Origin of the sequence: Streptomyces sp. BBFR25 (assembly GCF_044590125.1) — a bacterium.
Classification (GTDB): domain Bacteria; phylum Actinomycetota; class Actinomycetes; order Streptomycetales; family Streptomycetaceae; genus Streptomyces; species Streptomyces canus_D.
The window spans coordinates 1,821,994-1,847,200 of sequence record NZ_CP172447.1; the positions used below are offsets into that span (position 1 = coordinate 1,821,994).

Sequence of the window (25,207 nt, forward strand, 5' to 3'; positions counted from 1 at the left end):
TCACGGATCCAGGTCGTCCCCGGAGCGCTCCTCGAAGATCCGCATGGCCTTGGCGGTCGCCGGTCCCGGGGCGCCCGGCAGTTCGCGGTCGTCGACACGGTGCACGGCCTGGACGTCCCGCAGGGTCGAGGTCAGGAAGACCTCGTCGGCGCGTTCCAGGACGTCCAGCGGGAGGTCGGTCTCGCGGGCGCCGGTCCACTCGACGGCCAGGGCGCGGGTGATCCCGGCGAGGCAGCCGGAGGCGACCGGCGGGGTGTGGATCTCGCCGTCGAGGACGACGAAGACGTTGGACCCGGTGCCCTCGCACAGCTGCCCGACCGTGTTGCCGAACAGTGCCTCGGTGGCGCCCCGTTCACGGGCGCGGGCCAGGGCGACGACGTTCTCGGCGTAGGAGGTGGTCTTCAGGCCGGTGAGCGCGCCGCGCTCGTTGCGGGTCCACGGCACCGTGATCACGGCCGTGGAGTCGGGGCGGCGGGCGGACTCGCCGAGGGCGACGACGAGGGTCGGGCCGTGCTCGCCGCGGTCCGAGCCGAGGGGGCCGTGGCCGCCGGTGCAGGTGATGCGCAGCCGGCCGAGCCGCATCGGGTTGGCGTCGAGGACGGCGGCACAGGCGCGGCGCACCTCGTCGAGGTCGGGGTCCGGCAGGCCCAGGCCCCGGGCCGAGCGGGTCAGCCGGTCCAGGTGCCGGGTCAGCGCGAACGGCCTGCCGTCCACCGCCTTCACCGTCTCGAAGATGCCGTCGCCCACGGTCAGCCCGTGGTCCAGGACGGAGACGCGGGCGGACTCGATGTCCTGCAACCCGCCGTCGAGCCAGATCTTCACGTCGCCAGCGCCTCTCCGGTTCCGTTCGCCTCGTACGTCCCCGACGCTATCGCGAGCAGCCGGGAAGCCTTCAGTTCGGTCTCGCGCCACTCGCCGTCCGGGTCGGAGCCCCAGGTGATGCCGGCGCCGGTGCCGAAGCGCAGCCGCGCGGCGCCGTCGGCGGTCCGGTCGATCCAGAAGGTGCGGATGCCGACGGCCAGCTCGCCCGTGCCCCGGTCGGCGTCGACCCAGCCGACGCCCCCGCAGTACGGGCCCCGGGGCGCGGTCTCCAGCGCGTCGATGATCCGCAGGGCGCTGGACTTGGGCGCGCCGGTGACGGACCCGGGCGGGAAGGCGGCGTCGAGCAGCTCCGGCCAGCCGGCGTCCGCGGACAGCTCGCCGCGCACCGCGGACACCAGGTGGACGAGGCCCGGGTGCTTCTCGACGGCGCACAGGTCGGGCACCGTGACCGTGCCCGTGGCGCAGACCCGCCCCAGGTCGTTGCGGACCAGGTCCACGATCATGACGTTCTCGGCGTAGTCCTTCTCCAGCAGGTCGTCCTCGGTCCGGCCGGTGCCCTTGATCGGGCCGGACTCGACGGTGCGGCCGCTGCGGCGCAGGAACAGCTCGGGCGAGGCGGTGGCGATCTCGACGCCGTGCCCGGGCAGCCGGATCGTTCCGGCGTACGGCGCCGGGTTGCCGCGGGCCAGCAGGGCGGTGAGCGCGTCCACGTCGGCGTCGGGGCCGACGGGCGCCGAGAGCACGCGGCAGAGGTTGGCCTGGTAGACCTCGCCGGCGGCTATGTGCGCGCGGACGCGCCGTACGCCCGCCGTGTACGCGGCGCGGTCGAGCGACGACGTCCAGTCGCCGGCGGCGGGGCCCCGCCACGCTCCCGGCCTGGGCGCGGGCACCGGCTCGGTCCGTACGTGCGCGAAGCGTGCGCAGGTCAGACGGCCTTCGAAGTCCGCGCAGACCGCCCAGAAGCCCTCGGAGTCGAGGGCGGCGGGATCGCTCGTGACGTCGAGGAGACCGGTGGCGAGACGGTCGCCGAAGCGGGCGAGGGGAGGGAGGTCGAGCACGCTGTCGAGTCTAGGCCGGTGGCGCGGAGGTGACCCGAACGTGTCCTTCCGGGTGCCCTGACCTGGTCCGCGAGCAGACGCACCGCAGCACGCTGCGCAAACGCGTTTTTGTGCTGGCCCCGGAATCCGCTAGAGTTCATCACGTCGCCGGGCCGCGCAAGCGGACCGAACCGACAGGCGGACGTAGCTCAGTTGGTAGAGCGCAACCTTGCCAAGGTTGAGGTCGCGAGTTCGAGCCTCGTCGTCCGCTCGCAGGAACAGGGGGCCTCCCGGGCCTCCTACACTCCTGGTGGAGTGGCCGAGAGGCGAGGCAACGGCCTGCAAAGCCGTCTACACGGGTTCAAATCCCGTCTCCACCTCCAAGGACGATTAGCTCAGCGGGAGAGCGCTTCCCTGACACGGAAGAGGTCACTGGTTCAATCCCAGTATCGTCCACTGATCCGCAAGGATCACCGATCCGTACGGATCCCCGCGCGATTAGCTCAGCGGGAGAGCGCTTCCCTGACACGGAAGAGGTCACTGGTTCAATCCCAGTATCGCGCACGCAGTAATCGCACCACTCCCGGACGATTAGCTCAGCGGGAGAGCGCTTCCCTGACACGGAAGAGGTCACTGGTTCAATCCCAGTATCGTCCACACGGAACGAAGCCCCCGGCCGCCTCGAGCGGCCGGGGGCTTCGTCGTGGGCGGATCAGCTGGAGAACAGCATGCGGCCGAAGCTCTTCTGGCGGTGGTGGCCGTAGTGGCCGTGGCCGCCGCCGTGCTGCGGGGCGCCCCAGGCCGGAGCCTGGGCCGCCGGGTACGCCTGCGGCGCAGCGGGCGGGGGCGGCGGCGCGGGCTGGGACCACTGGGCCTCCAGGCGGGTCAGCGACTCCAGCTCGCCGTAGTCGAGGAAGATGCCGCGGCAGCCGCTGCACTGCTCGATCTGAACACCGTTGCGGTTGTAGGTGTGCATCGGTGCGTGGCACTTGGGGCACTGCATGCTCGGCTCAACTCCTCGCCGGTCGGTCCTGCTTCGCGTATCGCCAGGACAGACTCTGTCCCGCCGCGGGTCGGTTGCACCCTACTGCGCGGAACTTCGGCTCAACTCCGTGGGGCGGTGGGCCGGACGGCCGCCATGCGCGCGCAGGCGTCGACGAGGGAACGCTCCACCTCGTCCAGCGGCCGGTCCTCCAGGACCGCTTTGGTGACGGCCCGGGCGGCGGTCTGCGCGGTGAGGGCCCGGGCCGGGACGTCCAGGGCGGGCCAGGGGTCGCCGTCGGCGGGGACGGCGGGGCCGCCGCAGGCGCGGTAGGCGGTCAGGAAGCGGTGCCACTCCTCGGGCGGGAGCAGGCCGCACGCGTACCAGGCCGCGGGACGGGCCAGGTCCCAGGCCGGGACGCCGGTGCCGAGGTCGTCGACGTCGATCAGCAGCCAGGGTCCCGCGGGGGCGGGGTGGCGTATGAGCTGGCCGAGGTGGAGGTCGCCGTGGCAGAGGGTGGTCGCGTCCGGCATGGCGGCCTCGCCGCGCGCCCAGGCGGGGAGTGCCGCCCAGGCCGCGAGTACGGGCGCGGTGGCAGGGTGGCCGGGGGCGGCGTCCCGGAGGCGGGCCGCGGCCAGGGCCGCCTTCGCGGGGCCGCGCATGGGGGGTACGGGGGCGGGGGCCGGTGTGCGGTGGAGGCGGGCCAGGAGGGTGGCCGCGGCCTCCCACGGAGCGGCGTCCGGGTCCTGCGGGTCGACGGGCGTGCCGTAGGGCCAGTACGTGACGAGCCGCCCGTGCAGGTCGACGGGGACCGGGGCGAGCGGGGGCAGGAACACGCCGGGGAGCCGGGCGGCGGCCGTGACACGGAGGGACAGCTCGGCGGGGTCGACGTCCGCGGCGTGCGCCTTGGCGACGGTGCCCCCGTGCCGGACGACCGTGGCGTCGGGTCGGTCGGCGAGGGTGGCCGCGCCGCAGGGACAGGCCGAGGCGCGGGCGTGGGCCGTCTGCCTGACGCGGGCTTCGAGGGCGGGGAGGAGGGCGGGGGCGTCCGTGGTCACGTGGGTGAGGGTACGCAGGCGCGGCGTGCGGCGACCTCGCTCCCCGACTCGACCCGGCCCGCATCGGTCCGGCACCGGTTCCGCCTCGGTCCGGCTCCAAGCCCACCCCCGGGCTGGCTCCAGTCCCGCCCCGGGTCGGCGTGACGGTCCCGGCGTTCCAGGCAGCACCCCACACCGCTGCGGAGCCGGTCGCCGTGTCTCCGCTCCGGAGGTCTCGAACCGCCCGGAGGGAAAAGCAACGCCGCCGCAGCTCTCCAGCTGCGTCGGCTCGACTCGGCTGTACCGCTCCGGCAGTGGACCCGCCTCGGACTGGCTCCAGTTCCGCCCGGGTCCGTGCGACGACCCCCGCGTAACAGGCGGCGCCCCGTACCGCTGCGGGGCCGGTCGCCGTGTTTCCATGCCCGATTTCTTCCGGAGGGCACAGCAATGCCGGCGCAGCTCCCCAGCTGCGCCGGCATTTCTTGCCGTCCGCCGCACCCCCGTCCCCACGGGGTTTCATGGATGGGTGTCCCCGCCCAGACCGCTCTTCCGGGCCTGGGGTCGCCGCTCAGCGCCCCAGCACCACACCCACGGACGACGCCTGTGTGGCCACTGTCTCCCACCCGTCGAAGACGAGGAGGAGCAGGACCGCCAGGGGCAGGGCCATGAGCGTCGCCACCGCGGGGTGGCGACGGCCTTGACGGCGGCTTTGCCGTGTGCGGAGCAGTGTCCGCGGAACCGTCTGGGCCATGGTCCCTCTCCTGACCGTTTCGTTGTCTCGTTGCAGCGGCGGGTGTCTGACCTCGGGGGACGAGTGCTGCACCCGCCGCTTGACCTCAAATCTATGGCTCGGGCGCCCGCCGGACGTCATGCCCTCGTACCGATTGCCGGGCCTCCCGGAGGATGAGCCCCCGCCTGCCGAGTACTCCCCTGGGTGGAGACCGGCTGCCGGGTCTCGGGGTCTTCCCGGACGGGGTGTCCACCGTGTCCCGTTATCTCCTGGATGCCCGGTGACATCCCTCACTCCGATCGGCTCCCGGCACGCCCCCGCCCAGGCCCCGGGGCCCACCGCGCCCGCCACCACGCCGTAGGCGCGCGGCCTCACCCCACCGCCCCCAGCCGCCCCCGCCCCGGCCCCCTCCCCCGGCCCAATCCCCCCGCCCTGGAGGCCGGTTGGGATCACGGGCGCGGCGGGGCCGCCGCGTCCACGCGTTCGCTGACCACGTCTCAACTCTCGCACCAGGCACTGACAATCCGTTCTCGCGAGAGGGCGCGGCCTCTGCGCGCGGGCGGCCGTGGAAACGTAAGCTGTGGCACGTCACAGGGACCGGGCAGCGGGGATGAACATGGCGATGATGCGCCTGAGGCGCGAGGACCCGCGCGTCGTCGGCTCGTTCAGGCTTCACAGGCGGCTCGGCGCGGGTGGAATGGGCGTGGTCTACCTGGGCTCCGACAAGAAGGGGCAGCGGGTCGCGCTGAAGGTCATCCGGCCGGACCTGGCGGAGGACCAGGAGTTCCGGTCACGGTTCGCGCGCGAGGTCTCCGCGGCCCGGCGCATCCGGGGCGGCTGCACGGCCCGGCTGGTCGCCGCGGACCTGGAGGCGGACCGTCCCTGGTTCGCCACGCAGTACGTGCCCGGCCCCTCCCTGCACGACAAGGTCGTCGACGGGGGTCCGCTGGTCGCGGCCGACGTCGCGGCCGTGGGCGCCGCCCTGTCCGAGGGCCTGGTCGCCGTACACGAGGCCGGGGTGGTGCACCGGGACCTGAAGCCGTCCAACATCCTGCTGTCCCCGAAGGGACCGCGGATCATCGACTTCGGCATCGCCTGGGCCACCGGTGCCTCCACCCTCACGCACGTCGGTACCGCGGTCGGCTCCCCCGGGTTCCTCGCGCCGGAGCAGGTGCGCGGGGCCGCGGTCACCCCGGCCACGGACGTGTTCTCGCTCGGTGCCACGCTGGCGTACGCGTCGATGGGCGACTCGCCCTTCGGGCACGGCAGTTCCGAGGTGATGCTCTACCGCGTGGTGCACGAGGAGGCCCAGCTGCACGGCGTCCCGGACGCGCTCGCCCCGCTGGTGCGGGCGTGCCTGGCCAAGGACCCCGAGGAACGGCCCAGCACCCTGCAGCTGTCCCTGCGGCTCAAGGAGATCGCCGCCCGGGAGGCCCAGGGCATGGCCGACGTACGGCCGCCCGCGCCGCGCAGTGGTGAGGCGGACGTGCCGACGGGGCGGCTCGCCGACACCTATCCGGAGCGTGCCCAGCGGCGCCCGCAGGGCCGACCGGGCACGCAGGGCACTCCCCCGCCGCGCGGCACCTCGGGGTCGCGGGGGTCCGCGTCCCGGGGTTCCGCTCCGTCGCGGGGCGGAACACCCTCACGGGGCGGGACACCGTCACGCGGGGGTACACCGTCGCGGGGCGGCGCCGCGGGGGGCAGCCGGTCCGGGTCCCGGCCGACGCCGTCATCCCGCGACACGACCGGCCGGAACTCCTCCCGCAACGACGGTGGCAGGCCCGCGCCGCGCAGCGGAGCAGGCCGTACGGGGCCCAGGACGACGGGGAACGGCTGGCGGCGGCCCGCCAATCCGCGGCTGCTGCGGCAGCGCCTGTTCGTGTTCGTGGTCGTGACGCTGCTGGTCGCGCTGGGCATCGCCGCCGCACAGGGCTGCCAGGGGCCCTCGCGCGGGCTCGGCGACGAGCGGGGCGGCGTACGGGCGGCGCAGCAGGAGCCGGTGGCACAGCCGGAGCCGGTGGCACAGCAGGAGCGGGCGGTCCTGCCCGGCGGTCTTCCGGGGCAGCGGGCTTCCGGCCTCTGAGGGCCGCGCCCGGACGGGCGCCTACGCCGAGGGACGTCCCGCCGTCACCGCGTAGAAGGCGACCGCGGCGGCCGCGCCCACGTTCAGGGAGTCGACACCGTGGGACATCGGGATGCGGACCCACGCGTCGGACGCCGCCAGGGCCCGCCGGGACAGGCCGCTGCCCTCGGCGCCCAGCATGAGTGCCACCCGGTCCATGCGGTGCGGGGCGACCGCGTCGAGGGGCTCGGCCCGCTCGTCGGGAGTGAGGGCGAGGAGCGTGAAGCCCGCCTCACCGACCGTCGCCAGACCGGCCGGCCAGGTGTCGAGGCGGGCGTACGGCACGGAGAAGACGGCGCCCATCGACACCTTGACGCTGCGCCGGTACAGAGGGTCCGCGCAGTCCGGGGAGAGCAGGACCGCGTCCATGCCGAGGGCGGCGGCGGAGCGGAAGATGGCGCCGATGTTGGTGTGGTCGTTGACCGACTCCATGACGACGACGCGGCGGGCGGTGGTCAGGAGGTCGGCGGCCGTCGGCAGCGGCGTGCGGCCCATCGAGGCCAGGGCGCCGCGGTGCACGTGGTAGCCGGTGACCCGTTCGGCGAGCGCCGGGTCGACGACGTACACCGGGGCCGGGGCCTCGTCGATGATGTCGCGCATGGTGTCGACCCACTTGGCGGACAGCAGCATCGAGCGCATCGCGTAGCCCGCCTCGCCCGCCCGCCGGATGACCTTCTCGCCCTCGGCGATGAACAGGCCCTCGGCGGGTTCGCGGCGGCGCCGCAGTTCGACGTCGGTCAGGCCGGTGTAGTCCTGCAGGCGCGGGTCGTCGGGGTCGTCGATCGTGATGAGGTCGGCCACGTCAGACCGTCCCGTGCGGGCCCACGGCGACGACCTCGCCGACGACGATGACGGCGGGCGGCCTGACCTCCTGCGCGACCACCGTGTCCGCGACGGTGGCGAGGGTCGCGTCCACCCGGCGCTGGGCCGCCGTGGTCCCCTCCTGGACGAGGGCGACCGGGGTGTCGGGGGACCTGCCGTGCGCGACGAGGGTCTCGGCGATCCGGCCGATCTTGTCGACGCCCATGAGGATCACGAGCGTGCCGGTCAGCTTCGCGAGGGACGGCCAGTCGACCAGGGAGCGCTCGTCGTCGGGGGCGACGTGCCCGCTGACCACGGTGAACTCGTGGGCGACGCCCCGGTGGGTGACCGGGATACCGGCCGCGCCGGGGACCGAGATGGAGCTGGAGATACCGGGGACGACGGTGCACGCGATGCCCGCCTCGGCCAGCGCCCGCGCCTCCTCCATGCCGCGACCGAAGACGAAGGGGTCGCCGCCCTTCAGCCGTACGACCGCCTTGCCCTGCTTGGCGTGCTCGATCAGCGCGTTGTTGATGGCCTCCTGGGCCATGAAGCGCCCGTACGGGATCTTGGCCGCGTCGATGACCTCGACGTGCGGCGGCAGTTCGGCGAGCAGGTCACGGGGGCCGAGGCGGTCGGCGATGACGACGTCGGCCTCGGCGAGCAGGCGGCGCCCGCGGACGGTGATCAGGTCGGGGTCGCCGGGGCCGCCGCCGACCAGGGCGACACCGGCGGTGCGGGTGCGCTGGTGCGGGGCGACGAGGGTGCCGTCGCGCAGGCCCTCCACCACCGCGTCCCGGATGGCGGCGGTGTGGCGGGGGTCGCGGTGGCGCGCGTCGGTGGTGAGCACGGCGACGGTGACGCCCTCGCTGTGTCCGGTCGCCGGGGTCCAGGCCGTGGCGCGGTCGGCGTCGTCGGAGCGGACGCACCAGACGCGGTGCCGCTCGGCCTCGGCGGAGGCGGCGTTGTTGGCCTCGGTGTCGCTGGTGGCGATCAGGGCGTACCAGGCGTCCGCGAGGTCGCCGTCCGCGTACGGGCGCCGCTCCCAGGTGATCTCGCCCGCGTCCGCCATGGCCTCCACCGAGGGGGTGGCCTCGGGAGAGACGAGGCGGATGTCCGCGCCCGCCGCGATGAGGGCGGGCAGGCGGCGCTGGGCGACCTGTCCGCCACCGAGGACGACCACGCGGCGGCCGGTGAGGCGGAGGCCTACGGGGTAGGCGGGGTGTTCGGCCATGAGGGAGGGCTCCTCGTCCTGGCGGTGCGGTGGGGCGCTGCGGCGATGGAGCGGCCCTGACGTGGGAATACGTGCGGATTGTAGGAGACGCGCGGAGGCGGCACGAGATCGGTCCAGCCTACGGCGGGGCGGGGCGGGGCGGGGGGCGACGGATCGCCTGCCGCGCCGCCCTGCCCCGCCCGGTGCTACTTCTCGGTGACGCCCGCCGAGTCGAACGTCGCGACCTCGTGCATCGCCCGCGCGGTGCTCTGCACCATCGGCAGGGCGAGCAGCGCGCCGGTGCCCTCGCCGAGGCGGAGGTCCAGGTCGACCAGTGGACGCAGGCCCAGCTTGTTGAGCGCGGCGACATGGCCGGGCTCGGCGCTGCGGTGACCGGCGATGCAGGCCGCGAGGACCTCGGGGGCGATGGCCCGGGCCACCAGGGCGGCGGCACCGGCGCTGACGCCGTCCAGGATCACCGGGGTGCGCAGGGAGGCGCCGCCGAGCAGCAGGCCGACCATGGCCGCGTGTTCGAAGCCGCCGACCGCCGCGAGCACGCCGATCGGGTCCGCCGGGTCCGGCTGGTGGAGCTCGAGGGCTCGGCGGACGACCTCGGTCTTGCGGGCCAGCGTCTCGTCGTTGATGCCGGTGCCGCGTCCGGTGACCTCGGCCGGTTCGGCGCCGGTGAACACGGAGATGAGCGCGGCGGACGCGGTGGTGTTCGCGATGCCCATCTCGCCGGTGAGCAGCGCCTTGTTGCCGGCCGCCACCAGGTCGCGGGCGGTCTCGATGCCGACCTCGATGGCCTGCTTGGCCTCCTCGCGGGTCATCGCCGCGCCGGTGGTCATGTCGGAGGTGCCCGCGCGCACCTTGCGGGGCAGTAGGCCCGGCGTCGCGGGCAGGTCGGTGGCGACACCGACGTCCACGACGCAGACCTCGGCGCCGACCTGGGTGGCGAAGGCGTTGCAGACCGCTCCGCCGCCCAGGAAGTTGGCCACCATCTGGGCGGTGACCTCCTGCGGCCAGGGGGTGACGCCCTGGGCGTGCACCCCGTGGTCCCCGGCGAAGACGGCGACGGCCGCGGGCTCCGGGATGGGCGGCGGGCACTGCCGGGACAGCCCGGACAGCTGGGCGGAGATGATCTCCAGCATGCCGAGCGCGCCCGCCGGCTTGGTCATGCGCTTCTGCCGTTCCCAGGCCTCGCCGAGCGCCTTGGCGTCCAGCGGACGGATCTGCGCGACGGTCTCGGCGAGCAGGTCGTGCGGTGCCTCGCCGGGCAGGGCGCGACGGCCGTACGTCTCCTCGTGGACCACCCAGGACAGCGGGCGGCGCTTGGACCAGCCCGCCTGCATCAGCTCGGGCTCGTCCGGGAACTCGTCGACGTAGCCGACGCACAGGTACGCGACGATGTCCAGGTGCTCGGGCAGGCCGAGGGCGCGGACCATCTCGCGCTCGTCGAAGAAGCTGACCCAGCCGACGCCGAGGCCCTCGGCGCGGGCGGCGAGCCAGAGGTTCTCGACGGCGAGCGCGGAGGAGTACGGCGCCATCTGCGGCTGTGTGTGGCGGCCGAGGGTGTGCCGGCCGCCGCGGGTCGGGTCGGCGGTGACGACGATGTTGACCGGTGTGTCGAGGATGGCCTCGATCTTCAGTTCCTTGAACTGCTTGGCCCGGCCCTTGGGCAGCGACTTCGCGTACGCGTCGCGCTGACGCATCGCCAGTTCGTGCATCGCGCGGCGGGTGTCAGCGGAGCGGATGACGACGAAGTCCCAGGGCTGCGAGTGGCCGACGGACGGCGCGGTGTGTGCGGCCTCCAGGACGCGGAGCAGCACCTCGTGCGGGATGGGGTCGCCGCGGAAGCCGTTGCGGATGTCGCGGCGCTCGCGCATGACCTTCAGTACGGCCTCGCGCTCGGCGTCGTCGTAGGCGGGGGCCGCCGGGCCGGCGGACCGTGGTGCTTCCACGGCCGCGGCCGGGCTCACGTCCTGGTCCTCCTGGCCGGCGTCGCGGGTGTCCAGGTCGTCGACGCTCTGGACGACCTCGGGGTCGGCCTCGCGCGGCGCCGGTACCGCGGTCGCGGCGTCTTCGGCTTCGGGGGCCGCGGCGACGGGCTCCGGTGCCGGGGGCTCCGGCGGGACCAGGACCGCTTCGGGCGGCGTGGGGGCGAGGTGCGGGAGCGTGGGCACCTGACCGCCGTCGACGGGCAGGAACTGGACCACGGGCTCCGCGGTGCCGTCGGCCACGGCCATGACCGCTTCCGGCTGCGACTCCTGCTCCTGCTCCTGCTCCTGCTGCATGTTGGCGTCCGCGAGGGACTGGGGGCCCTGGGCGGGTTGCGGTGCGGGGGCGGGGGCGGGGGCCTCGGTGGCCTGCGGCTCCGGATCGGCTTCCGGGGACGGCTGGGCGACGGCGAACTGCGGCGCGGGCGGGACGTCCGGCTGTGCCTCCGGCTGCGCGGGCTCCACCTGGACCGGAGCGGGCTGCTCCGGTGCCGGGGACGGCTCGGGCTCGGCGGCCTCGGGCACGACCGGCTCGGGTTCCGTGACGGCCACGGGTGCGTCGGACGCGTCGGCCGCCTGGACGTCGCCGCGGTCGGGCTCGGGCTCGGGTGCCTCGGCGGGCGGGGCTTCCTGGGGCGCGGGGGCCTCCGGGGCCTCTGCCGCCGGGGGTTCGCCGAGTCCCTGCGGTGCTTCGGCCGGCACCGCCGCCGGTGCTTCCTCCGGAGCTGCCTGCACGAGGGCCTCAGGGGCCACAGGGGCCACGGCGACCTCCTGGGCCTCGGGAACCGCAGGGGCCTCCTCGGGCCCAGCGCTGTCCTGAGCCTCCTGGGCGGGCTCGGTCACGGGGGTCACGGGAGCCACGGGCTCCGCCGGGGCCGCCTCGGGAGCCGGTACGGCCTCCTCCGCGGGGCCGGTCACCTGCTCCGCCTCGGTCTGCGCCACCTCTTCCGGCGCCGAAGCCTCAGCTGGAGCAGGAGCCTCCGCCTGAGCGGGAGCCTCCTGCGGTTCGCCGGGCTCGTCGGCGCCCCCGGACGGCCCGCCCGTCGCCGCCACGGCCTCCGTCGCCACGCGGGTCACGAGCGCCTGGGCCGCGCCCACCGGCTCGGCCGACTGCTGCTCCGGTACCGGAACAACCGTTTCCGCAGGCCCCGCCCCGGCGTGCACCGGGGCCTCCTGGGCCTGCGGCGCCGTCTGCGCTCCCCAGGGTGCCGCCGCCTGCGGGACGGGCACGGCGGCCTGCGGCACGTCGAGGTACTCGGGCCCCGCGGCCGGCGGGCCGGGGTGCCGTACCGGCGCGTCGGCGGGGCCGCGGTCGGCGAGGGAACGGACCGGGCTCGCGGAGGTGTCCGGGATCGGCGGACCGAGGTGGAGGGGCCTGCGCGGCGGGACCGGGGCGGACGCGAGGTCCTGCGCCGGGTCGGGCAGCCGGACGCCGCCGAGGTCGACCGAGCCGCTGTCGCGACCGGACATCTCGTGCGGGCCGGGCTGGTGCACGGTCTCCACGACCGGCTCCGGCGCCGGCGGCGCGACCTCGTTGCCCCAGGCACTCTGGGCTCCCGGCAGCAACAACAGGTCCTCGTCCTCGGCGGTGGCCTCGGAGAGGTAGGTGTACGCGCCGGGTGCGGGGACGCCCGGCTGCTCCACCATGCCTGCGTTCTCCGGCAGCCCCTCGCCCGGGATCTGGCCGGTGTCGGTCATGCGTAACCCCTCGCCCATCGGTTAGTGCTTCTACGACCAGCTCACCCGGGACGGCGCACCGACCGCCCGTAGTGAAGAACGAGCGGGCGTGCCCAGCGGCACGAACGACCCGCGGGAAAAGACGACAAAGCCATTGAGTGGCATTGTCGCGGCCGTTCCCCCGCCACGACAGCTTGATCCGCGACGGCCCGCTGTGGACTGCGCCACGTTGCGCGTCCTCCGGTTCTGCCGTACCACACCCGCCCCCGAAGGAGCGGGTTTTTACGGACATCGACCGACGAACTGTCGGGTGTCCGCATGCGGTACAACAATCCGCCAGCCTACCCCGCGCGGTATGAACAACCGATCACGGGGCGCGGTCGCGGTGGGACCTCAGCGGGGTGCCTCGCGCCGCACGATCTCTCCGCTGAGCAGGAACGCGACGCTCCGCTCCGTCTCCGTCCAGGCCCGGGTGTCGAGTCCGACGGACTGCAGCAGGGCGCATTCGACGCGGTACCCGTGCTCCGTCAGGTCCCTGCCGACGAGTTCGGCCGCGTCGCGGGTGGCGGCGTGCGCGACGATGCGCTGCGGGCGGCGGTCCGCGACCGCGGAGACCACGGCCGCTCCGCCGCCACCGACCCGGACGACGTCCGGCTCGGGGAGGTTCTCCAGGATGTGCGGGGCGTTGCCGTGCACGGTCTGGAGCTGGACGCCGAAGTGCCGTGCGGTGGCCTCGGTACGGGCGCAGGCCTCCCGGTCCCGGTCGACCGCGATGACGGCGGCGCCGCCGCGGGCGGCCTCGGTGGCGAAGGCGCCGCTGCCGCAGCCGATGTCCCACACGAGGTCGCCGAGGCGCGGTCCGAGCCTGGCGAGTTGGGCGGTGCGCAGCAGGTCGGTCTCGCCCTCGCCCAGTTCGCCGCCGTAGGCCGTGGCGGGCAGGGACCAGCCGCGCGGTCCGGTGGCGGGGTCGCGGCCGGCGATCCAGCCGGTGCCGTCGCCCCCGGGGGCCGGTCCCGCGCTGCCGCCCGCCACGATGACGACGTTCGGGTCGCGCCAGGTGTGGTCGGCGGCCTTGTCGGAGGTGACGACGGTGACCCGCTCGCGGGTGGTGCCGAGTTCCTCGCAGATGACGAAGGTGCGGTGGACGCCCTCCATCAGCAGGCCGAGTTCGGCCGGTCCGGCGCCCGGGGAGGTGAGGACCGCGACTTTGGTGTGGGCCCGGCATACGTTCACCGCGCGTCGCAGGGTGCGGGGATGGGCGACGACCACATGGGCGTCGTCCCAGGGCATCCCGGCGCGGGCGAAGGAGGCGGCCACGGAGGAGACGGCGGGGACGACCTCCACCTCCAGGCCGAACTCGGGGGCCCGCAGGGTGCGTACGACGCCGAAGAAGCCGGGGTCGCCGTCGGCCAGCACGACCGTGGTGCCGCGGTGGGCGGCGAGGCGGCGGGCGGCGAGGGCGACGCTGCCGAGGCGGATGCGTTCGGCGGCGGGCGGCACCTCGGGAAGTGCCAGATGGTGTGCGGCACCGGCCACCAGGGTGGCGGCGCCCAGTGCGGAGCGTGCCGCGGCGGTCAGCGGCGAACCGTCCCAGCCGATCACCGTGACCCGGTCGGCCATCGTCGTCAGTCTCCAGGGTTTTCGCGGGTCGTGGTCGCGGTACCGTCGCGGGTGCGCCCCGTGAGGGTACCTGGTGCGGCCCGGGTCCGGGGTGGTGGCGCCGGTCGGCCCCCGTCCATCAGTTCCAGTCCGTGAAGGTGGTGAAACCATCGGTGTCGGTCAGCTGTCCGGTGGTGCCTTCGAGGTCCTCCGGCAGCAGGCTCCACACGATGAAGTCGGTACGCACCTCCGTCCAGACGCCGTCGTCGCTGCGTACGCGGGCTATGCAGGCGCCGCGCAGGACTCCTTCGCTGATGCAGCCGATCTTCTGGGCGACCTGCTGGGAGGCGGTGTTGTCGGCCGCGGTGCGCAGCTCGACGCGTTCGAACTTCTGGTCGCCGAAGAGCCACTGGGCGGTGGCGAGCGCCGCCTCGGAGGCGTACCCCTCACCCCGGGCCCAGGGCGCGATTATGTAGGAGAGTTCGGTGGACCGTACGTGCCAGTTGGTCTTGGTCAGCTGGATGACGCCGACCAGTCGCTGGGTGAGGAACTCGGTGACGGCGAGGTCGAGCCCACGGCCCGCGGTGCGCTCGGCGGGGGCGTACTCGCCGATCCAGGTGGCGGCGTCGTCCTCGGTGAAGGGCTGGGGGACGTGGGTCCAGGCGGCGACCTGCTCGTCGTTCATCATCGCGGCCAGCGCGGGGATGTCGTCCTCGTCGAGGGGGCGCAGCACCAACCGCTCCGTGCTGATGGAGATGTTGGGGAAGGTGCTCGTCATGCGCCGCTCCGTAACCTGGGGAACCGTCAGGGCCTGCTCGAACTGCCCAGCATGCAGCATGAAAGCACTCAACCACACCACCGGGTCCGGCCCGTGAGCACGGAGCGGACCCGGTGGGTGACGCGGGGTTCGGCTCAGAAGGAGGGGAGCACGGACCCGGCGTAGTTGTCCTCGATGAACTTCTTCACCTCGGGCGAGGTGAGGAGCTTGGCGAGCTTCTTCACCCGCGGGTCGTCCTCCTGGCCCTCCTTGACGACGAGGAGGTTGACGTTCGGGTTGTTCTCGGCGGACTCCAGCACGAGGGCGTCCTTCGCGGGCTTGAGGTCGGCCTGAAGGGCGTAGTTGCCGTTGATGACCGCCGCGTCGACGTCGTTCAGGGAACGGGCGGTCTGGGCCGCCTCCAGCTCCTTGAACTCGAGGTTCTTCGGGTTCTTGGTGATGTCGGCGGTCGTGGCCGAGTTGCCGGCGCCGTCCTTGAGGGTGAGCAGCCCCTCCGAGGCCAGCAACTGCAGGGCGCGGGCCTCCGTGACCGTGTCGTTGGGCAGGGCTATGGTCGCGCCGTTCTTCAGGTCACCGGCCTTGTCGGCCTTCTTGGAGTAGAGGCCGAGCGGCTCCAGGTGCACCGAGGCGACGGACTTCAGGTGGGTGCCGTTCTTCTTGTTGAAGTCCGCCAGGTAGGGCTCGGTCTGGAAGTAGTTGGCGCCCACCGAGCCGTCCTCCGTCGCCGTGTTCGGCGTGACGTAGTCGGTGAACTCCTTGACCTCGAGGTCGAGGCCCTCCTTCTCCGCCAGGTTGTCCTTCACGTAGGTGAGGATCTCGGCGTGCGGGACGGGCGTCGCGGCGACGACGAGGGGGCCGGAGGTGTCGGAGGCGGAGTCCTCGGAGCCGCAGGCGGACAGCCCGAGGGTGAGGGCTCCGGCGGCGAGGACGGCGGTGGTGAACTTGGCGGTGTTACGCACGAAAAGTGCCTTTCCTGAGGTGGTGCGACCCCGTCTCGGGTGACGAGCGGGGAGTCTTGAGGGGGTTCGGGTTACGCGACCTTGCTCACGTCGGCCGCGGCGGGCTCCTTGGCCCTGAGCAGCCGGAGCCTGGGCGCCGCTCCGCCGCGTCCGCGGCGGTGCAGGGTGCGGGCCGCGTAGTCGCCGGCGAACTGGATGAGCGAGATCGCGACGGCGAGGAGCGCGACGGTGATCCACATGAAGTCGGGCTCGAAGCGCTGGTAGCCGTAGCGGACGGCGAGGTCGCCGAGGCCGCCGCCGCCGACGGTGCCGGCCATGGCGGAGTAGCCGATGAGGGCGATGATCGTGGTGGTGGTGGAGGCGATCAGGGAGGGGAGCGCCTCGGGGACCAGGACCTTGCGGACGATGGTCCAGGTGTTGCCGCCCATGGACTGGACGGCCTCCACGAGCCCGCCGTCGACCTCACGCACGGCGGTCTCGACGAGCCTCGCGAAGAACGGGATGCCGCCGATGGCGAGCGGCACGATCGCGGCCTCGCTGCCGATGGTGGTGCCGGTGACCCAGCGGGTGAAGCTCATCAGCGCGACCATGAGGATGATGAACGGCATCGAGCGGCCGATGTTCACGATCTGGCCGACGACCTTGTTCACCACGACGTTCTGCAGCAGTCCGCCCCGGTCGGTGAGGACGAGGAGCACGCCGAGCGGGAGCCCGGCCACGACGGCGATCAGGGTGGACCAGCCGACCATGATCAGGGTCTCCCAGGACGCCTGCTCCAGCAGTGGCTGCATCTGCGACCAGGTCACTTGGCACCTTCCTTCACCAGGACGGAGCCCTGAGCGGAGGCCTCAGCGGAGACCTGGTCCACCACGTCGATCTGGAGGCCCTGTTCACGCAGGAAGCCGACGGGCACGACGTTGTCCTCGTAGCGGCCGGGCAGTTCGATGCGCATCCGGCCGACCTGGAGGCCGCCGACGGTGTCGATGGCGGCGCCGAGGATCGATATGTCGATGTTGTAGGTGCGCGAGAGCTGGGAGATGACGGGCTGGGTGGCGGCCTCGCCGTGGAAGGTGACGTCGACGACGGTGCGGTCCTCGGCGGAGGCGTCACCGCCGACCGGGAAGAGCGCGGCGGCCAGTTCGGAGCCGGGGGTGGCGAGGAGTTCGCCGACCGTGCCGGACTCGACGATGCGGCCCCGGTCCATGAGGGCGGCCGAGTCGCACACGCTCTTGACGACGTCCATCTCGTGGGTGATGAGCAGGACGGTCAGCCCGAGCTGCCGGTTCAGGTCGCGCAGCAGCTGGAGGATGGAGCGGGTGGTCTCCGGGTCGAGGGCGCTGGTGGCCTCGTCGGAGAGCAGCACCTTGGGGTCGCCGGCCAGGGCGCGGGCGATGCCGACGCGCTGCTTCTGGCCGCCGGAGAGCTGGGCGGGGTAGGCCTTGGCCTTGTCGGCGAGTCCGACGAGGTCGAGCAGCTCCAGCGCCTTGCGGGAACGTTCCTTCCCCGACGTGCCGAGGATCTCCAGCGGCAGTTCGACGTTGTCCTGCACGGTCCGCGCCGAGAGCAGGTTGAAGTGCTGGAAGACCATCCCGATCCGGCTGCGCGCCCGCCGCAGTTCCCGGCCCGCGCGGGGGCCGCGGCCGGCCAGCGCGGTGAGGTCCTGACCGGCGACGGTGACCGTGCCGGCGGTGGGGCGCTCCAGGAGGTTGACGCAGCGGATGAGCGAGGACTTGCCGGCGCCGGACTGGCCGATGACGCCGTACACCTCGCCCTCGCGGACGTGCAGGTCGACGCCGTCCAGGGCGGTGACCTCGCGGCCGCGTGAACGATAGACCTTGGTGAGGCCCGATGTGGTGATCACGTGGGTTTCCGTCACTGTCGAGTGCGCGGCGCGGTGGTGTGCGCCGGGCACGGGGCGTTGTTCTTCGGGTTCTCGGGGCCCTTCGGAACGCGGCACGGTTCTCGCGGTGGCGGTGCGCCATGGCGGTGGGACCGGGGAGAAACGTGTGCGCGGGGCGTGGCCCAGCCGCGGTGCGCGCGTCGGCGCGGGCGGACAGGGGCGGGCGCTCGCTTCGGGGCGCGAGGCTCAGGTGGTGCGGGGGCCCTCTAGAAGGCGCACATTCGCAGGCACATACAACGAGCACCGGGCGTCGTGGTCGCCTCGGTCGCAGGGGTGCGGTCGCTCGTGGTGCTCATGCCGATCAGTAAAGCAGACGTACGGCCCTGTCCGGAGACCGCTGTCCGGATACTGGACAGCGGTGGACGGCAGGCGGTCGCGGCGGCCCGGATCAGCCCCGCACGACGATCTCGATTCCGGCGTCGGTGACCAGTACCGACAAGGCCGAGAGGTCGGTGACCACCAGGTCGGCGTCGAGTTGGTCGGCCCGGTGGGTTGTGGCCAACGCCACGGTCCGCATACCGGCGGCGCGGCCGGCCTGGAGCCCGGCGGGGGCGTCCTCGAAGACGACGCAGTCGGCCGGGTCGACACCCAGGGCGCGGGCACCGAGGAGGTAGGGCTCGGGGTCGGGCTTGCCGCGGGTGATGTCGTCGGCGGCGACGAGGGTCTTGGGAAGGATGCCGACGGCATCGAGGCGGGCCTCGGCGAGGCGCCGGGTGGCGGAGGTGACGACGGCCCAGCGGTCGGCGGGCAGCGCGTCGAGGAACGCGGAGGTGCCGGGCAGCAGGTGCACGCCCCCGTTCGGCACGTCCTCGACCTCCAGCTGCTCGATGCGGGCGACGGCCTCGGCGACCACCTCGGCGGGCAGCAGGTCGGCGGCTATCTCGGCGGCCGGGCGCCCGTGCAGTTCCACCTGCCCGAACCGCTCGGCGGTGATCCCGTACTCGACGGCCCACCGCGTCCAGCAGCGGCGTACGGAGGCGAGGGAGGAGACGAGGGTGCCGTCGTTGTCGAACAGGAGGGCCTGTGCGTGGAGCTTCATGTCCCCGACCCTACGGGGCCGGGGACGGCGGGCCTTTTGGCCCGTAATAGGCTCGCTGCCATGCTTGACGTCCTGACGCTGGTGACCGGCGTCGCCGCACTGCTGCTGGCCGCCTGGTGCGGCTGGGCCGCCTACCGTGACCAGCCGACGAAGGACTGGCACTTCATCGGCATGGCCGTGGTCTCGGCGCTGGCGCTGATCCAGCTGGTGGTCGGCGTCGTGCAGCTGGCGCGGGGCGAGGAACCGGAACAGGGCACGACGATCTTCGTGGCGTATCTGCTGGGCGCCTTCGCCTGTGTGCCGGCGGCGGGGTTCATGTCGCTGGCCGAACGCACCCGCTGGGGTTCGGTGACGGTCGCGGCAGGCGGTGTCGTCCTCGCCGTCCTGGAGGTGCGGCTGTATGACATCTGGGGAGGCTGAGACGGTGGCCACGGAGGAGAAGCAGGCCGGGCAGCGGCTGATCGCCGGGCCCGGCATCCTGCTGGTGTGGCTGTACGGCGTGATGGTCGTCGGCGCGGTGTCGCGGTCCGTGTACCAGATCGCCACCGAGTTCGACCGGGCGCCGCTCGCCTACACGCTGTCGGCGCTCGCGGGCATCGTCTACGGGTTCATCACCTACACCCTGGTGCGCGGCGGCGAGACGGCCCGCAAGGCGGCGCAGGTGTGCTGCGCCGCCGAACTGGTGGGCGTGCTGACGGTCGGCACCTGGACGCTGGTGGAGCCGTCGGCCTTCCCCGACGCCACCGTGTGGTCGGACTACGGGATGGGGTACCTCTTCATTCCCGTGCTGCTGCCGCTGTCGGCGCTGTACTGGCTGCGCCGGGCCCGCACCGCGTAGCGGCCGCGGAGCCCGGCGGCGGGTCAGGCCGTGGTCGCGTACTCCTCCGCGGGCTTCTCCAGGACGATCATGGGCACGCCGTCGGTGCCCTCGGCGGTGCCCACCGTCCGGTAGCCGACCCGGCGGTACAGCCGCAGGTTGCCCTCGCTGCGGTGCCCGGTGTGCAGCCGGAACCGCTTGGCGCCGCGCTCCTCGACCAGGGCGGACTCGGCGGCCCGCAGCAGCCGGGCCCCGATGCCGTGTCCCTGGAGGCGGGGGTGGACGCAGAGCTTGCCGATGGCCGCCGCCCCGTCCTCGGTCACCCGCCCCCGCACCGAGCCGACGACCTCGTCGCCGAGCCGCGCGACGAAGACGCAGTCGGCGGCGACCTCTTCGCGCACCGAGTCCAGGGTCTGGACGAGCGGGTCGATGCGGTAGTTGGCGTACAGCGCCGCCTCGCTCTGGAAGCAGAGGTACTGCAGCCGGAAGATCTGCTCGGCGTCCTGTTCGGTCGCCGCCGAGATGGTCACGCTCATGCCCATGTGCGCATGCCTCCCGCTCACCTGATCACCTGTGGTCCCCCACTCCTATCCCCGTCCTCAGCCCGCCGCAACCTCCGGCGTCAGTAATCGCCGCAGACATCCCAGACATCGGGAGCGTTCCGGACCAAGACTGCCCTGTGAGATACCCAACTCCCCCGCGATTTCCCGGTATGTGAGGTCCCTGGGCGACAGCAGCGCCTCCATCAGGCGGGGGCAGCGGCCCGGCAGCCGGCGCACGGCGTCGCGCAGGGCGCGGCGGCGGGCCGCGGCGAGCGCGAGCCGCTCGGGCTCGTGGGCGGACTCGGCGACACCGGCGGGTTCGGTCCCGTACGGCCGCTCGTTGCGGGCCGTGCGGCGGGTGCGGCGGGCCTCGGTGCGGACGGTGCTGCGCAGCCAGCGGTGCGGGTCGGGGGGCGGTCCGTCGGCCGCCAGGCGTTCCAGCAGGCGCAGCCAGACCGCCTGTTCCAGGTCGCCCGCCTCGGTTCCGGACGCATATGCCTCGGCCGAGGCCTCGGCGGTGAGCAGGGGGCGCAGGGAGGTGAGCAGCTCGTGCGTCATATGCACGTCGACGCGGCCGCCCGGGCGGCGGGTTGCCCGGGCGGCCGAAGCTCACCCCAACCGGGGGCGGACGCTCAGCCGTTGACGAAGTCTTCGCGGGCCAGCACGCCGGTGTCCGGGTTGTCGGTGAAGATGCCGTCGATACCGGTGGCGAAGTACGTCCGGAACGTGCCGAAGACGTCGCCGTAGCCGTCGGGGTCGCCGCCCTTGCGGAACTCGGCGGGCAGGAAGGGGTTCTCGTTGCGCAGGGTGTACGGGTGCAGGATCAGGCCCGCCCGGTGCGCGTCGCGCACGAGCGTCGTCGGCTCGGTGAGCCGCCCGGCGGAGTCCTTCGGAATGATCAGGTCGAGGGTGGGGCCGATGCCCTGCGCGTAGGAGGCGATCTCCGTCAGGCCCTGGGGCGTGACGAGGTCGGCCGTGGTGCGCGGGTCTCCGGTCTCGACGAAGTCCCAGGGGCGGCTGTTCGCGCCGGACAGCAGGACGGCGAGGGGGTTGCCGACCAGCTTGTTCATCCGCTGGATGCTGGTGGGTTCGAAGGACTGGATGATGACGGGCGAGTTCTTCCGGTCCTTGCCGTACTTGCGCAGCAGCCGCGCCAGGCGCTCCTCCGTGCCCAGGCCCAGCTTGCGGAAGTAGGTGGGGTGCTTGAGTTCGGGGTAGATCCAGACCTGCTTGCCGCGCCTGCGGGTCTGCTCGTTCTGCCAGCGCAGCACCTCCTCGAAGGTGGGGATCTCCCAGCGGCCGTCGTAGAGGGTGTTGTGCGGGCGGTTGGCCGGGATGCGCTCGGTGGCGCGGAGCGTCTTCAGCTCGGCGAGGGTGAAGTCCTCGGTGAACCAGCCGGTGGTGGAGACGCCGTCGAGCAGCTTGGTGCGCTTGCGGTCGGCGAACTCGCGGTGGTCGGCGACGTCCGTGGTGCCGCCGATCTCCGGCTCGTGCCGGCAGACGAGGTGGCCGTCCTTCGTGGGGACCAGGTCGCCGGCCTCGACGATGTCGGCGCCCATGTCGAGGGCCAGCTCGTAGGCGCCGAAGGTGTGCTCGGGGCGGTAGCCGCTGGCTCCGCGGTGACCGATGACGGTCGGCACGGGCAGGCTCTTGACCCCACCGCCGGGTCCGCCGCCGTGCCGGGTGCCGGCGGCTCCGGCCGTGCCGGGCAGGCCGAGCACCGCTCCGCCCGCGCCGAGCACCGCCGCGCCCAGGAGCGCCCGCCGTCCGGTGCCGCCGCCCGCCCGCTCGTCCGACTCCTGCGTTCCCATGGGGCCCTCCTGCCGTTGACCGTCGAGTGCGGGCCGATCGTAGGGGCGCGTACATGACGAGCGGGAGACCGCGGCCGGAACACGCGGGTGCGCGGGGATGTCGTGGTGGGGCGGGCGGCTGACGTGCCGTCGGCTTGACGGCGGCGTGGCGGGGTAGGCGAAGGACACGGGCTCGGAGGTGGCACCCGGGCGGCGCGCCTCACTCGGCGCGCGGGCCGTATGTGCTTCGATCCGGGCCGTGGCCGCGGGGCGTGGACCGGGACGCCGGTCCGCGCGGGCGCGACCTGCCTCACATTGACGCGGGGGCGTTACCGCCGCGCAACGCCCACGCACCGCAGGTGAACACGCGTCAACGGCGTGTAAGACCCGGGTGACCCGAGGTGCGTGACCCCCCGGGCCGCGAGTAATGTCCTCACCTGCACAGACTCATACCGCATCCCCGACACCGGAGGGCCCGTTGTCCCGCTTCGTGTTCATCAAGGCAGTGCTCGGTCCGATCATGCGCCTGATGTTCCGCACACGGGTGGAGGGTGTGGAGAACATCCCGGGCGACGGTCCGGTGATCCTGGCCGGCAATCACCTCACCTTCATCGACTCGATGATCCTGCCGCTGGTCTGCGACCGGCAGGTCGTCTTCATCGGCAAGGACGAGTACGTCACCGGCAAGGGCCTCAAGGGCCGGCTGATGGCCTGGTTCTTCACCGGCGTCGGCATGATCCCGGTCGACCGCGACGGCGGCCGGGGCGGTGTCGCGGCGCTGATGACCGGGCGGCGGGTGCTGGACGAGGGCCGGATCTTCGGCATCTACCCGGAGGGCACCCGCTCCCCCGACGGCCGCCTCTACCGGGGCCGCACCGGCATCGCCCGGCTGACGCTGATGACCGGCGCCCCGGTGGTCCCGTTCGCCATGATCGGCACCGACAAGCTCCAGCCGGGCGGCGCGGGTCTGCCCCGGCCGGGCCGGGTCACGGTCCGCTTCGGCGAGGCGATGGAGTTCTCCCGCTACGAGGGCATGGACCGCGACCGCTACGTCCTGCGGGCGGTGACCGACTCCGTGATGACGGAGGTCATGCGGCTGTCCGGTCAGGAGTACGTGGACATGTACGCCAGCAAGGCGAAGGCGGCCTAGCACCGCGGACCCGCGTACGCGAGACGGCGGACCGCTCGGTGAGCGGTCCGCCGTCGGCGTTCCCTGGCCGTACGGCTAGGGGTGCTCCGCCCCGTCCTCCAGGCGCTGGCCGCGCAGCAGGTACCAGGACGCCGCGGCGGCGGCCAGGAGCACGGCGGCGCCGACGCCCGCCGCGAGGGTCAGGCCGTCGACGAAGGCCTGCCGGGCGGAGTCCAGGAGCGCGTCCCCGGTGGCCGCCGGGAGTCCGGCGGCGGCCTCCACCGCACCGCCCAGTGACTCGTGGGCCGCGTCCGGGGTGCCCGCGGGGCCGGTGAAGTCGCGGTAGACGCCGGTCACGATGGAGCCGAGCACCGCGATGCCGAGGGCGGCGCCGAGTTCGTACGCCGTCTCGGAGACCGCGGAGGCGGCGCCCGCCTGTTCCCCGGGCACGCTGGAGAGGATCACGTCGGCGGTGACGGTGAAGGCGAAGCCCGCGCCGAGGCCGACGACCAGCAGGGCCGCACCGAGCAGCGGGTAGCCGGTGTGCTGGCCGATGACGGTCAGCGCGGCGAGCGCGAGACCGACGGCGGCGAGCCCGCCGGAGACCACGGCACGGACCGAGAAGCGCCGGGCCGCGCGGCCCGCGATCAGACCGGCCACCACCGCGCCGACGGCGGCGGGCAGTTCGGCCAGACCCGCCTCGAAGGGCCGCCTGCCCTGGACGAGTTGCAGGTACTGGGAGAGGAAGAACACCAGCCCCGACAGGCCCAGGATGGTCAGCAGGTCGGCCAGGACCGCACCGCTGAAGCCGCGGTGGCGGAACAGCCGCATGTCGAGCAGCGGGACCGGCATGGTCAGCTGGCGGCGGACGAAGCCGTAGAGCGCGGCGGCGCCCAGCAGACCCGCGGCGAGCGTGGCCCAGGCGAACCCGTGGGCGGCGGTCTCCTTGACCGCGTACACGACTCCGACCATGCCGACCAGGGAGAGGACGACGCTGAGCAGGTCCCAGGGACCCGGGTTCGGGTTGCGGGACTCGGGCAGCATCTTCACGCCGACGACGACCAGGACGGCCATCACGGGCAGGTTGATCAGGAAGACGGAGCCCCACCAGAAGTGCTCCAGCAGGAACCCGCCGACGACCGGGCCGACCGCCGCACCGGCGGAGGCGGCCGCGCCCCAGATGCCGACGGCGAGGCTGCGTTCGCGCGGGTCGTGGAAGAGGTTGCGGATCAGGGCCAGGGTGGCGGGCATCAGGGTGGCGCCCGCGACGCCGAGCAGGGCCCGGGCGAGGATCAACACCTCGGGGCTGTGCGCGTAGGCGTTGAGGACGGAGATCGCGCCGAACGCCGTGGCGCCGATGAGGAGGATGCGCTTGCGGCCGATGCGGTCGCCGAGGCTGCCCATGGAGACCAGCAGACCGGCGATGACGAAGGAGTAGACGTCGCCGATCCAGAGCAGCTGGGTGCCGGAGGGTGCGAGGTCCTCGCTGATGTAGGGGGTCGCGAGACCGAGGACGGTCGCGTCGACGGCCACCAGCAGCACGGCCAGCACCAGGACGGACAACGCCAGCCAGCGGCCGGGGCGCTTCACCGCCTCGGTCGGGTGGGCCGGCTGCAGGGTGCGGTTCATGGTTCCTCTCTCCGGAGCGCGCCGCCGAGCAGCAGCTCGACGATCATGTGGGTGAAGTCGTTGCGGGCCACGCGGCCCTCGGCCACCGCCCAGGCGCCGGAGGCCAGCAGGCCGTACAGCGCCTCGGTGAGCCAGGCGGGTGTGAGGTCGATGCGGAACTCGCCGCTCTCCTGGCCCCTGCGGAACAGCTCGGTGAGCCCGGCGTCGATCCGTGCCCAGCCCTCGTTCTGCTCCTCGCCCTCGAACAGCTGGTTCTCGGAATAGAGGAAGGCGAGCAGGGCGGCGGAGGGCTCCATCGCGCGGACCAGCCGGCGCACCGCGTCGGCCGCCGGGCCCTCGTCGGCGCGGGCCGCCGCCAGGGCGGCCTCGCACTCGGCGATGCCCAGCGACTCCAGCGCGCGGACGAGGGCGTCGCGCCCGGCGAAGTGCCGGTGCAGCGTGGCCCGGCTGATCCCGGCGGCCCTGGCGACCTCGTCCATGGTCGCGGTGGATTTGCGGGTCAGCAGGGCCGCGGCGCTGCGCAGTACCTGTTCACGATCGACGGCCATGAGACAACGATAACCCATATGAGACATCGCTGTCTCATCCAAGGCAGGCGTGACCCACC

General features: G+C 73.4%; 23 protein-coding genes and 5 tRNA genes. 9 read left to right on the top strand and 19 right to left on the bottom strand.

Annotation, left to right across the window (positions count from 1 at the left end; genetic code table 11):
• Together ACGH52_RS08180 and ACGH52_RS08185 are read right to left on the bottom strand one after the other, a co-directional pair.
• Complete coding sequence (locus ACGH52_RS08180) at positions 1-822, bottom strand: aminotransferase class IV (protein WP_399938379.1); 822 nt, start codon at positions 820-822, stop codon at positions 1-3.
• Complete coding sequence (locus ACGH52_RS08185; protein WP_399938381.1) at positions 819-1,880, bottom strand: chorismate-binding protein; 1,062 nt, start codon at positions 1,878-1,880, stop codon at positions 819-821. Before ACGH52_RS08185 ends, ACGH52_RS08180 begins: the two co-directional genes overlap by 4 nt.
• 177 nt (positions 1,881-2,057) lie before the next feature.
• Here ACGH52_RS08185 and ACGH52_RS08190 point away from each other — a divergent pair.
• The 5 genes from ACGH52_RS08190 (at position 2,058) to ACGH52_RS08210 (ending at position 2,516) form a co-directional block, all read left to right on the top strand.
• Positions 2,058-2,130: transfer RNA gene (locus ACGH52_RS08190), tRNA-Gly, on the top strand.
• A gap of 38 nt (positions 2,131-2,168) precedes the next feature.
• A tRNA-Cys gene (locus tag ACGH52_RS08195) sits at positions 2,169-2,242 on the top strand.
• A 1-nt stretch (position 2,243) separates the two neighbouring features.
• Positions 2,244-2,315, top strand: a tRNA-Val gene (locus ACGH52_RS08200).
• Positions 2,316-2,351: 36 nt separating this feature from the next.
• A tRNA-Val gene (locus ACGH52_RS08205) sits at positions 2,352-2,423 on the top strand.
• 21 nt (positions 2,424-2,444) lie between these two features.
• Positions 2,445-2,516: transfer RNA gene (locus ACGH52_RS08210), tRNA-Val, on the top strand.
• Positions 2,517-2,571: 55 nt separating this feature from the next.
• On the opposite strand, the gene ACGH52_RS08215 is transcribed toward ACGH52_RS08210, so the two are convergent.
• From ACGH52_RS08215 to ACGH52_RS08225, 3 genes are all read right to left on the bottom strand, one after another.
• A complete protein-coding gene (locus tag ACGH52_RS08215) occupies positions 2,572-2,862 on the bottom strand; it encodes a zf-TFIIB domain-containing protein (RefSeq protein ID WP_059299575.1) in 291 nt (96 codons plus the stop codon).
• Positions 2,863-2,963: 101 nt separating this feature from the next.
• Positions 2,964-3,899: a phosphotransferase family protein gene (locus tag ACGH52_RS08220; RefSeq protein WP_399938383.1), complete on the bottom strand. Its 936-nt coding sequence runs from the start codon at positions 3,897-3,899 to the stop codon at positions 2,964-2,966.
• Between the two features lie 547 nt (positions 3,900-4,446).
• On the bottom strand, positions 4,447-4,629 hold the full coding sequence (locus ACGH52_RS08225; RefSeq protein ID WP_059299577.1) for a hypothetical protein: 183 nt from the start codon (positions 4,627-4,629) through the stop codon (positions 4,447-4,449).
• Positions 4,630-5,218: 589 nt separating this feature from the next.
• Between ACGH52_RS08225 and ACGH52_RS08230 the strand changes: the two genes are divergently transcribed.
• Positions 5,219-6,691, top strand: a complete 1,473-nt coding sequence (locus tag ACGH52_RS08230; RefSeq protein ID WP_399946675.1) for a protein kinase — start codon at positions 5,219-5,221, stop codon at positions 6,689-6,691.
• A gap of 21 nt (positions 6,692-6,712) precedes the next feature.
• Here ACGH52_RS08230 and ACGH52_RS08235 read toward each other — a convergent pair whose 3' ends face one another.
• From ACGH52_RS08235 to ACGH52_RS08275, 9 genes are all read right to left on the bottom strand, one after another.
• The gene (locus ACGH52_RS08235) at positions 6,713-7,531 is read right to left on the bottom strand and encodes a TrmH family RNA methyltransferase (protein ID WP_399938385.1); all 819 of its coding nucleotides are present in this window, start codon (positions 7,529-7,531) and stop codon (positions 6,713-6,715) included.
• 1 nt (position 7,532) lies between these two features.
• A complete protein-coding gene (gene cobA, locus ACGH52_RS08240) occupies positions 7,533-8,765 on the bottom strand; it encodes a uroporphyrinogen-III C-methyltransferase (protein ID WP_059299579.1) in 1,233 nt (410 codons plus the stop codon).
• Between the two features lie 185 nt (positions 8,766-8,950).
• A complete protein-coding gene (gene cobT / locus ACGH52_RS08245; RefSeq protein WP_399938387.1) occupies positions 8,951-12,439 on the bottom strand; it encodes a nicotinate-nucleotide--dimethylbenzimidazole phosphoribosyltransferase in 3,489 nt (1,162 codons plus the stop codon).
• Between the two features lie 372 nt (positions 12,440-12,811).
• The gene (gene cbiE / locus ACGH52_RS08250; RefSeq protein ID WP_399938389.1) at positions 12,812-14,038 is read right to left on the bottom strand and encodes a precorrin-6y C5,15-methyltransferase (decarboxylating) subunit CbiE; all 1,227 of its coding nucleotides are present in this window, start codon (positions 14,036-14,038) and stop codon (positions 12,812-12,814) included.
• 118 nt (positions 14,039-14,156) lie between these two features.
• The gene (locus ACGH52_RS08255; RefSeq protein WP_193777620.1) at positions 14,157-14,795 is read right to left on the bottom strand and encodes a GNAT family N-acetyltransferase; all 639 of its coding nucleotides are present in this window, start codon (positions 14,793-14,795) and stop codon (positions 14,157-14,159) included.
• Positions 14,796-14,929: 134 nt separating this feature from the next.
• On the bottom strand, positions 14,930-15,754 hold the full coding sequence (locus ACGH52_RS08260) for a MetQ/NlpA family ABC transporter substrate-binding protein (protein ID WP_059299583.1): 825 nt from the start codon (positions 15,752-15,754) through the stop codon (positions 14,930-14,932).
• A gap of 71 nt (positions 15,755-15,825) precedes the next feature.
• Positions 15,826-16,560, bottom strand: coding sequence for a methionine ABC transporter permease (locus ACGH52_RS08265; protein WP_059299584.1), 735 nt, complete (start codon positions 16,558-16,560; stop codon positions 15,826-15,828).
• Positions 16,557-17,615, bottom strand: coding sequence for a methionine ABC transporter ATP-binding protein (locus tag ACGH52_RS08270; protein ID WP_171987065.1), 1,059 nt, complete (start codon positions 17,613-17,615; stop codon positions 16,557-16,559). Before ACGH52_RS08270 ends, ACGH52_RS08265 begins: the two co-directional genes overlap by 4 nt.
• Before the next feature lie 427 nt (positions 17,616-18,042).
• Positions 18,043-18,693, bottom strand: coding sequence for an HAD family hydrolase (locus ACGH52_RS08275; protein ID WP_399938392.1), 651 nt, complete (start codon positions 18,691-18,693; stop codon positions 18,043-18,045).
• 60 nt (positions 18,694-18,753) lie between these two features.
• Between ACGH52_RS08275 and ACGH52_RS08280 the strand changes: the two genes are divergently transcribed.
• Together ACGH52_RS08280 and ACGH52_RS08285 are read left to right on the top strand one after the other, a co-directional pair.
• Positions 18,754-19,113: a hypothetical protein gene (locus ACGH52_RS08280; protein WP_087810295.1), complete on the top strand. Its 360-nt coding sequence runs from the start codon at positions 18,754-18,756 to the stop codon at positions 19,111-19,113.
• Positions 19,094-19,531 (top strand): hypothetical protein, encoded by a 438-nt coding sequence (locus ACGH52_RS08285; protein WP_059299588.1) that lies wholly within the window; start codon positions 19,094-19,096, stop codon positions 19,529-19,531. The genes ACGH52_RS08280 and ACGH52_RS08285 overlap by 20 nt, the downstream gene beginning before the upstream one ends.
• Positions 19,532-19,554: 23 nt before the next feature.
• On the opposite strand, the gene ACGH52_RS08290 is transcribed toward ACGH52_RS08285, so the two are convergent.
• From ACGH52_RS08290 to ACGH52_RS08300, 3 genes are all read right to left on the bottom strand, one after another.
• Positions 19,555-20,052, bottom strand: a complete 498-nt coding sequence (locus ACGH52_RS08290; RefSeq protein ID WP_076973530.1) for a GNAT family N-acetyltransferase — start codon at positions 20,050-20,052, stop codon at positions 19,555-19,557.
• Positions 20,053-20,109: 57 nt separating this feature from the next.
• Positions 20,110-20,610 (bottom strand): sigma-70 family RNA polymerase sigma factor, encoded by a 501-nt coding sequence (locus tag ACGH52_RS08295; RefSeq protein WP_399938394.1) that lies wholly within the window; start codon positions 20,608-20,610, stop codon positions 20,110-20,112.
• A gap of 74 nt (positions 20,611-20,684) precedes the next feature.
• Complete coding sequence (locus tag ACGH52_RS08300; RefSeq protein WP_399938396.1) at positions 20,685-21,863, bottom strand: glycerophosphodiester phosphodiesterase; 1,179 nt, start codon at positions 21,861-21,863, stop codon at positions 20,685-20,687.
• 457 nt (positions 21,864-22,320) lie between these two features.
• Between ACGH52_RS08300 and ACGH52_RS08305 the strand changes: the two genes are divergently transcribed.
• Positions 22,321-22,992 carry a 1-acyl-sn-glycerol-3-phosphate acyltransferase gene (locus ACGH52_RS08305; RefSeq protein WP_059299592.1) on the top strand — a complete coding sequence of 224 codons (672 nt, stop codon included), beginning with the start codon at positions 22,321-22,323 and terminating at the stop codon, positions 22,990-22,992.
• A 75-nt stretch (positions 22,993-23,067) separates the two neighbouring features.
• On the opposite strand, the gene ACGH52_RS08310 is transcribed toward ACGH52_RS08305, so the two are convergent.
• A complete protein-coding gene (locus ACGH52_RS08310) occupies positions 23,068-24,600 on the bottom strand; it encodes an MFS transporter (RefSeq protein ID WP_399938398.1) in 1,533 nt (510 codons plus the stop codon).
• Positions 24,597-25,148, bottom strand: coding sequence for a TetR/AcrR family transcriptional regulator (locus tag ACGH52_RS08315; RefSeq protein ID WP_238696748.1), 552 nt, complete (start codon positions 25,146-25,148; stop codon positions 24,597-24,599). Before ACGH52_RS08315 ends, ACGH52_RS08310 begins: the two co-directional genes overlap by 4 nt.
• Positions 25,149-25,207 lie beyond the last annotated feature (59 nt).

Bases quoted from the DNA above. Each gene is read 5' to 3' on its own strand.
- ACGH52_RS08300 (WP_399938396.1), bottom strand. From the start codon at position 21,863: ATGGGAACGCAGGAGTCGGACGAGCGGGCGGGCGGCGGCACCGGACGG.
- cobT (WP_399938387.1), bottom strand. From the start codon at position 12,439: ATGACCGACACCGGCCAGATCCCGGGCGAGGGGCTGCCGGAGAACGCA.
- ACGH52_RS08290 (WP_076973530.1), bottom strand. From the start codon at position 20,052: ATGGGCATGAGCGTGACCATCTCGGCGGCGACCGAACAGGACGCCGAG.
- cobA (WP_059299579.1), bottom strand. From the start codon at position 8,765: ATGGCCGAACACCCCGCCTACCCCGTAGGCCTCCGCCTCACCGGCCGC.
- ACGH52_RS08285 (WP_059299588.1), top strand. From the start codon at position 19,094: ATGACATCTGGGGAGGCTGAGACGGTGGCCACGGAGGAGAAGCAGGCC.
- ACGH52_RS08255 (WP_193777620.1), bottom strand. From the start codon at position 14,795: ATGACGAGCACCTTCCCCAACATCTCCATCAGCACGGAGCGGTTGGTG.
- ACGH52_RS08275 (WP_399938392.1), bottom strand. From the start codon at position 18,693: ATGAAGCTCCACGCACAGGCCCTCCTGTTCGACAACGACGGCACCCTC.
- ACGH52_RS08225 (WP_059299577.1), bottom strand. From the start codon at position 4,629: ATGGCCCAGACGGTTCCGCGGACACTGCTCCGCACACGGCAAAGCCGC.
- ACGH52_RS08215 (WP_059299575.1), bottom strand. From the start codon at position 2,862: ATGCAGTGCCCCAAGTGCCACGCACCGATGCACACCTACAACCGCAAC.
- ACGH52_RS08315 (WP_238696748.1), bottom strand. From the start codon at position 25,148: ATGGCCGTCGATCGTGAACAGGTACTGCGCAGCGCCGCGGCCCTGCTG.
- ACGH52_RS08280 (WP_087810295.1), top strand. From the start codon at position 18,754: ATGCTTGACGTCCTGACGCTGGTGACCGGCGTCGCCGCACTGCTGCTG.
- ACGH52_RS08310 (WP_399938398.1), bottom strand. From the start codon at position 24,600: ATGAACCGCACCCTGCAGCCGGCCCACCCGACCGAGGCGGTGAAGCGC.
- ACGH52_RS08295 (WP_399938394.1), bottom strand. From the start codon at position 20,610: ATGACGCACGAGCTGCTCACCTCCCTGCGCCCCCTGCTCACCGCCGAG.
- cbiE (WP_399938389.1), bottom strand. From the start codon at position 14,038: ATGGCCGACCGGGTCACGGTGATCGGCTGGGACGGTTCGCCGCTGACC.
- ACGH52_RS08230 (WP_399946675.1), top strand. From the start codon at position 5,219: ATGAACATGGCGATGATGCGCCTGAGGCGCGAGGACCCGCGCGTCGTC.